The organism is Flavobacterium sp. (assembly GCF_043780635.1).
In the GTDB taxonomy this organism is placed as follows: domain Bacteria; phylum Bacteroidota; class Bacteroidia; order Flavobacteriales; family Flavobacteriaceae; genus Flavobacterium.
Genome location: NZ_JAYWCK010000132.1, coordinates 1 through 6,464, shown reverse-complemented (window position 1 = coordinate 6,464; position 6,464 = coordinate 1). Strand labels below are relative to the sequence as shown.

The following is a 6,464-nucleotide window of genomic DNA, read 5'->3' as shown; positions in this document are numbered from 1 at the left end:
TTCGGGGTGTAGCGTAGCTCGGTTATCGCGCCTGCTTTGGGAGCAGGAGGCCGCAGGTTCGAATCCTGCCACCCCGACTAATTATTAAGTTTTCTTATAATTAGTAAACTTATTGATTAATGGACGCATAGCTCAGCTGGATAGAGCACCTGCCTTCTAAGCAGGCGGTCGAAGGTTCGAATCCTTCTGCGTTCACAGTCGTACCAAAAACCTCTAAAGAAATTTAGGGGTTTTTTTACGGCATTTTTTCAATGAAATATTCTAGAAAATCCAAAAGTTGATTTGAAGATAAATCTATATCGTTCCAGCAATTGAAATGTAAAACCTACTGTTTACCAACTATCAAAAAGAATGTTCTCGTTATTTGAAAACGTAATTAATCCTTCGACTTCGCTCTGGGCAGGCTATGAAGCAAACGGCAGCTATGATTTAGGAACACTTGGTTTGTTTTGTCGTTTCTCCTCAAAATGAAAATTTTTGGATAGCTGAATGAGTAATGGATAGTGTCGTCTTATTTATTTATTACGACAATGTTTTTTATTACAATCTTTAACCAGGAGGTTAATAATTCAAATTTAATCCAAAACCAATTCCCATATCACTGTCGTAATGGGTTCTAACGCTAAAATTTCTTGTAAGGATATATTTTAAATCAGCCATATATTCTTTATCGGTATTCCACATCAAACCCATACGTAGTCGTTTGCTAACCGGAATATCTTGGCGTTCAAATTGGAAGCGCACATTTCCATCAGTAAATACTTCTGCCTGCGCAATGATGAGCAGGGGTAAAGTGTAATTAACCCCGGCACTGAAAACAATCCTGCTGTCTTTGGTGTTGGTTTGCCCAAAGAGATTGCTTTCCTGTTCGTTCATTCCCATTTTTCGGTAACGCCAATCAAAACCTACAAAAGGCATCAACCATTGCATTTTTCCAATATATCGTCCAATATGGGTTTCGCTTTCATAACCGTGCTCATCATTGTAACCCAAACGCCATTCGGTGCCAATGCTCCATCGGGTATTGCCCAACAGGACCATTCCATCATTCCCGTTGGTGGCAAAATCGTTTTCTGCCATCAAATGAAATTTCCGATCCTCTCCAAATAATTTGCGTTGTGCCAATTTCGGATTGGGAATCTCAGGATTGGCAGGGGAATTTTCATAACTGAAAACCCGACCCATGCCACTCATCATATGATACAAAATATGGCAATGAAAAAACCAATCGCCGCTTTCTGTGGCAGCAAACTCTATAGTATCAGTTTCCATTGGCATAATATCAATGGTGTTTTTTAAAGGGGCATAATCTCCCTTGCCGTTGACTACCCTAAAATCATGTCCGTGCAAATGCATAGGATGTCGCATCATCGAATTATTGTAAATAATCATGCGAACAATTTCTCCCTTTTTAATCAGGATTTTATCGCTTTCCGAAATGACTTTGTTGTCCAGACTCCAAACATACCGATTCATGTTTCCGGTAAGCGTAAACTTTAATTCTTTGACGGGAGACCCTTCCGGAAGATTTGTTTTGGAAGGCGATTGCAATAAAGCATAATTGAGGGTCACAATATCGGAGGGTTTACCACCGTCGTGATGTGCTTCGCCCATTTCCATAGTGCCCATCGTATCATCCGGTTTCATGGAATCACTTCCTATAATTTCCGGATACATAACCGAATTCATGTCCATTTTATTGAGGCTCATTTTCATCCCGCTATCCTCCAAATCCCCATTCATTTTCATCATGGAGTTCATCATCTTCATTCCTTCAAAATACTGTAAGGTTGCCAATGGAGTGGCTAATTTTTTAACGCCATCCCCCAAAAATAAGGAAGCCGATTTGGTGCGATCTTCAGAGGTCACCAAAAATTCATAGGCCGTTTTATCGTCCGGAATAGTGACAATTACATCATAGGTTTCGGCTACAGCAATAATCAATCGGTCCACTTCAACAGGTTCTACATCATTGCCATCACTGGCTACGACAGTTATTTTACCTCCTGCATACGTCAACCAAAAATAAGTGGATGCACCGCCGTTTGAAATTCGTAAACGGATTTTATCGCCTGCTTTAAATTGGGAGAGCTGGCTTTCCTTTTTTCCGTTAATCAGAAATTGATCGTAATAGATATCACTGACATCCATAGCGGCCATGCGTTTCCATTCATTGGTTAGCTTCGTTTTAAAATGACCACTTTTCAGCGCTTCCGCATAACTCTGAGTACTGCCTTTCTGAATCGCGAACCAATCGGAAGCATTATGCAACATTCGGTGTACATTTTTGGGATTCATATCGGTCCATTCACTCAAAACTATGGGTACGGTGGAAATGTCTAGTTCTTCTCTTTTATTCATGATAAAAGAACCGTACATCCCAATTTGTTCCTGCAATCCTGTGTGACTATGATACCAATGCGTTCCGTGTTGAATAATTGGAAAGGTATACAAATGGGTAGTATGGGGCTTGATGGGCATTTGGGTAAGGTTGGGCACACCATCTTCCTTGTTGGGTAAAAACAAACCGTGCCAGTGCAAGGATGTTTCTTCGTCCAAATCATTGTGCACATAAATTTCGGCAGTATCACCTTCCGTAAATATTAGTGTAGGCATTGGTATTTGTCCGTTTACGGCAATGGCTCTTTTAGGTTTACCTGCGAAATTTACAATGGTGTCACGTACATATAAATCGTAGCGGACTGTTCTTGGCGGTGTGTTGTTTATAATTGTCTTTATGGAGCCTAAGTTTGCTTTTGGCATATCCATATTGCCCATATTATGAGTTATAGATGCAAGATTGTTATCCGTTTTTGTAGTGTTAGCGTTCTTGTCAGAAGTCTTTTTTATGGGCATTTGCATTTCATTATGCTTCTTCACTACAGATTTCTTGATTGCTTTCGGTTTTTCCTTTACCAAAGTCATCCCGCATTTAGGACATTTCCCTGGCTTGTCAGCGTGAATTTCGGGGTGCATTGGGCAGGTATATGTTGTGGAAGGCACCTTTTGAGTATTTTCCTTTGTGGTCATATCCATACCCTTCATATCCTGTGCTTTTGCAAAAGAGTACACAACAAGAAGGAATGTTACTGTCATTATTCTTTTCATTTTTATAATTCTAATATAGGTACTACTTATTTTCTTTTTCTAAATTGGTTTAACATTACCAATATGAAAAAAAGTAATACAATTACTAAAACTAACCAAAATGGGTGTATTCCCATAAAGGAGTAATTTCCCATATGTATTTCTCCGTTACCATTATTCATCATAATTTTATAATTTTAAGGTTAAACCAATACTAATGATGTGCTTTATGATCTACTTTCTTTTCTGGTTTTTTATCCATTCCTTTCATTTTATTCATATCCATTTTTTCATTTTTCATTTTCTCCATCATATCCATCATTTTCTCATTTTCTATCATCGATTTACACATTCCGGACATCATCGCGTCATCGTTTTTTGATGCTTCCATCATTTCCGCCATCATAGTTTTCATCATTTCGGGATTATTCTTCATGCTTTCCATCATTTCCGCCATCATTTTTTTTCTCATTTCCGGATTCTCTTTCATCATTTCCATCATTTTAGCATGACTTTCTTTCCTCATTTCCGGATTCTCCTTCATCATTTCAGACATCATGGTTTTCATCATTTCCGGATGCTCTTGCATCATTTCCATCATTTTGCCATTTTTGCCGTTCATTAGTATTCCCATCATCTCTTTTGACATACTTTCATTGTTGGCAATCTCATTCATAATTTCCATTCTCTTATCTGATTTCGAGAGAACCTGATGGGTTGACTGACATGAATATAGAAGGCCAATTAATCCAATCGCCAATGTTACTTTTTGTATTATTTTCATGATTTATAAATTTTTAATTAGTATTTTATTTTCATGGTATGAAGGTCTGGTATTTAATTAAATATAATGTTTCAGAATTCTGTAAAATAGTTGTTTAATTTACTGTTTTTGAAATAACGATCCCCGTATGCTCATATATAAGTTCAGTTGGATAGAGCAGGATTCCATGTTTTTTTACTTTAATCATTTTTATTTACCCATTTTTCTTTTTAGTAACTGAGCATTGATGGCAACAATTATAGTACTTAAACTCATAAATACAGCACCAACTGCAGGACCTAAAACAAAACCGGAAGAATAAAGTACCCCTGCTGCAAGAGGAACCGCAACCACATTATAAGCTGTGGCCCACACCAAATTCTGAATCATTTTATTGTAAGTTGCTTTTCCAAATAAAATCAAATTGGCAATATCCTGCGGATTACTGTTTACCAAAATAATATCGGCTGTTTCGGCAGCAACATCGGTACCAGAACCAACAGCAATCCCAACATTTGCTTGAGCCAATGCTGGAGCGTCATTTACACCATCACCAGTCATAGCCACAAATTCATTTTTAGCTTGCAATTCTTTTACAATTTTAACTTTTTGATGTGGAAGCACTTCTGAATAGTAACCATCCAATCCCAATTTATCACTTACTGCTTTGGCTGTTATTTCATTATCACCCGTGGCCATTAAAACTTTGATGTTATTCTTTTTGAATATTTCAATAGCATCATAGGCTTCGGGTCTGATTTCGTCAGCTAGTGCAATATATCCAGCCAATTTCCCGTCAATTAATACAAAAACTACAGTTTCAGCAGCATCACTAAAGGCATCCTTTGGAATGGTTATTTTTTCGTCCTTTAAATATCCTGGACTAACTACTTTTACTTTTTTTCCTTCTACATCCGCTTCAACCCCTTTTCCGGTAATGGCCGTAAAATTTTCAGGTTTTGGAATAATACCCTTATTTTCTTTAAACTTTTTAATAATTCCAACAGCAATTGGGTGTTCAGAGCTTTGTTCGAGCGCACTCGCAAGTCGTAAAACCTCCTCACCGGAGTATTTTTTATCAGTAGATTCTATTCTTGTTACTCCAAAATCACCTTTTGTCAAGGTCCCCGTTTTATCGAAAAGTAATACCGATATTTTACGTGATTCTTCAAAAGCTGTTCTATTTCGAATTAATAAACCATTTTGTGCTGAAACAGCCGTAGATATGGCAACTACTAACGGAATGGCAAGCCCCAAAGCATGTGGACAGGCAATTACCATTACAGTAACCATTCTTTCTAGGGCAAAAACAAAAGGAAATCCTAAAACTAACCATACGGCAAGTGTACCAAAACCAATTGCCAAAGCGATATATGTAAGCCATTTAGCTGCCCTGTCAGAAAGATTCTGCATTTTAGATTTGGTTTTCTGAGCCTCTTCAACCATTTTAATTACTTTGTTCAGATAGCTGTCTTTTCCCGTATGTTCCACTTTTACTTTTAAAGAACCATTCCCGTTGACCGATCCTCCAATTACTTTATCATTCAATTCTTTTTTAACAGGTTTAGATTCTCCGGTAAGCATCGATTCATTTAAGTAACTGGAACCTTCCAAAATAATTCCATCAGCAGGAACTTTTTCTCCGGGTTTTACTAATATCACATCGTCCTTGAGTAAATCTTCAAGAGAAATATCTTCAACGATTTCTCCTTTCATTCGATGTGCTTCTGCAGGCATCATACTCACCAATAATTGCAAGGCCTTCGATGCACCTAATACACTCTTCATCTCAATCCAATGTCCTACCAACATAATGGCAATTAATGTCGCTAATTCCCAGAAAAAATCGACTCCTTTTAAACCAAAAACGGTCGCGGAGCTATAAAAATAAGCAACACTGATTGCCATGGCTATAAGGGTCATCATTCCGGGAGCCGCTTTTTTTATTTCAGTCCAAAAACCTTTTAAAAAAGGCCAACCACCATAGAAATAAACAATACTGGAAAGTGCAAAGAGTATATATGGATTACCGGGAAGTAACAACTCAAATCCAAAAAAACTCTGAATCATTGGACTAAAAAATAATATTGGAAAGGTTAGGACCAATACAACCCAAAACCGTTTTTTAAAGTCGGCAATCATCATTTTATGATGATCGTGTCCAGCCATTCCCATTGGAATACTCCCATGATCGTGATCCATTTTTGAGTCATCCATTTTTGAGTCATTCATTTTAGAATGGTCCATCTTAGAATGATCTATTTTACTGTGGTCATCACCTGAACTATCTTCTTCTTTCATCTTGCCAATTGAAGTTGGTGTGGATTCAGGATTGTCCTTTTCATCTGGTTCTTTTACATCAGAGGATTTTGCTTCCTCTTTTTCTTCTTCTTTTTCATCTTCTGATTCGACTGTCGTGTTGGTCGGAGGAGTCTCATCTGGGTTCTCAGTCTTGGGCGGAGGTATGGTTTCAAGTTTGTCCTTTTCTTCCTTCTCGAAGGATTCATAACTTCTTTGTCGCACAGCGGATTTTATATCGGAGACATCCAGTCGTGTTTCGTCATAGCGAACTGTGGCATTTCCTGTTTCGTAATTCAATGTAACACCTTCTACA

General features: G+C 37.8%; 3 protein-coding genes and 2 tRNA genes. 2 read left to right on the top strand and 3 right to left on the bottom strand.

What is annotated here, in order from left to right:
* Positions 1–2: 2 nt before the first annotated feature.
* Both ACH2BV_RS11920 and ACH2BV_RS11915 read left to right on the top strand, forming a co-directional pair.
* Positions 3–77, top strand: a tRNA-Pro gene (locus tag ACH2BV_RS11920).
* Between the two features lie 44 nt (positions 78–121).
* A tRNA-Arg gene (locus tag ACH2BV_RS11915) sits at positions 122–195 on the top strand.
* Positions 196–561: 366 nt separating this feature from the next.
* Here the strand turns inward: ACH2BV_RS11915 and ACH2BV_RS11910 are convergent.
* The 3 genes from ACH2BV_RS11910 to ACH2BV_RS11900 form a co-directional block, all read right to left on the bottom strand.
* Positions 562–3,108, bottom strand: a complete 2,547-nt coding sequence (locus tag ACH2BV_RS11910) for a multicopper oxidase domain-containing protein (RefSeq protein WP_395050954.1) — start codon at positions 3,106–3,108, stop codon at positions 562–564.
* A 193-nt stretch (positions 3,109–3,301) separates the two neighbouring features.
* The gene (locus tag ACH2BV_RS11905; protein ID WP_395050953.1) at positions 3,302–3,871 is read right to left on the bottom strand and encodes a membrane or secreted protein; all 570 of its coding nucleotides are present in this window, start codon (positions 3,869–3,871) and stop codon (positions 3,302–3,304) included.
* A gap of 189 nt (positions 3,872–4,060) precedes the next feature.
* Positions 4,061–6,151 carry a copper-translocating P-type ATPase gene (locus ACH2BV_RS11900; RefSeq protein ID WP_395050955.1) on the bottom strand — a complete coding sequence of 697 codons (2,091 nt, stop codon included), beginning with the start codon at positions 6,149–6,151 and terminating at the stop codon, positions 4,061–4,063.
* Positions 6,152–6,464 lie beyond the last annotated feature (313 nt).

Coding starts and splice junctions, on each gene's coding strand:
- ACH2BV_RS11905 (WP_395050953.1), bottom strand. CDS start 3,871: ATGAAAATAATACAAAAAGTAACATTGGCGATTGGATTAATTGGCCTT.
- ACH2BV_RS11910 (WP_395050954.1), bottom strand. CDS start 3,108: ATGAAAAGAATAATGACAGTAACATTCCTTCTTGTTGTGTACTCTTTT.
- ACH2BV_RS11900 (WP_395050955.1), bottom strand. CDS start 6,151: ATGAAAGAAGAAGATAGTTCAGGTGATGACCACAGTAAAATAGATCAT.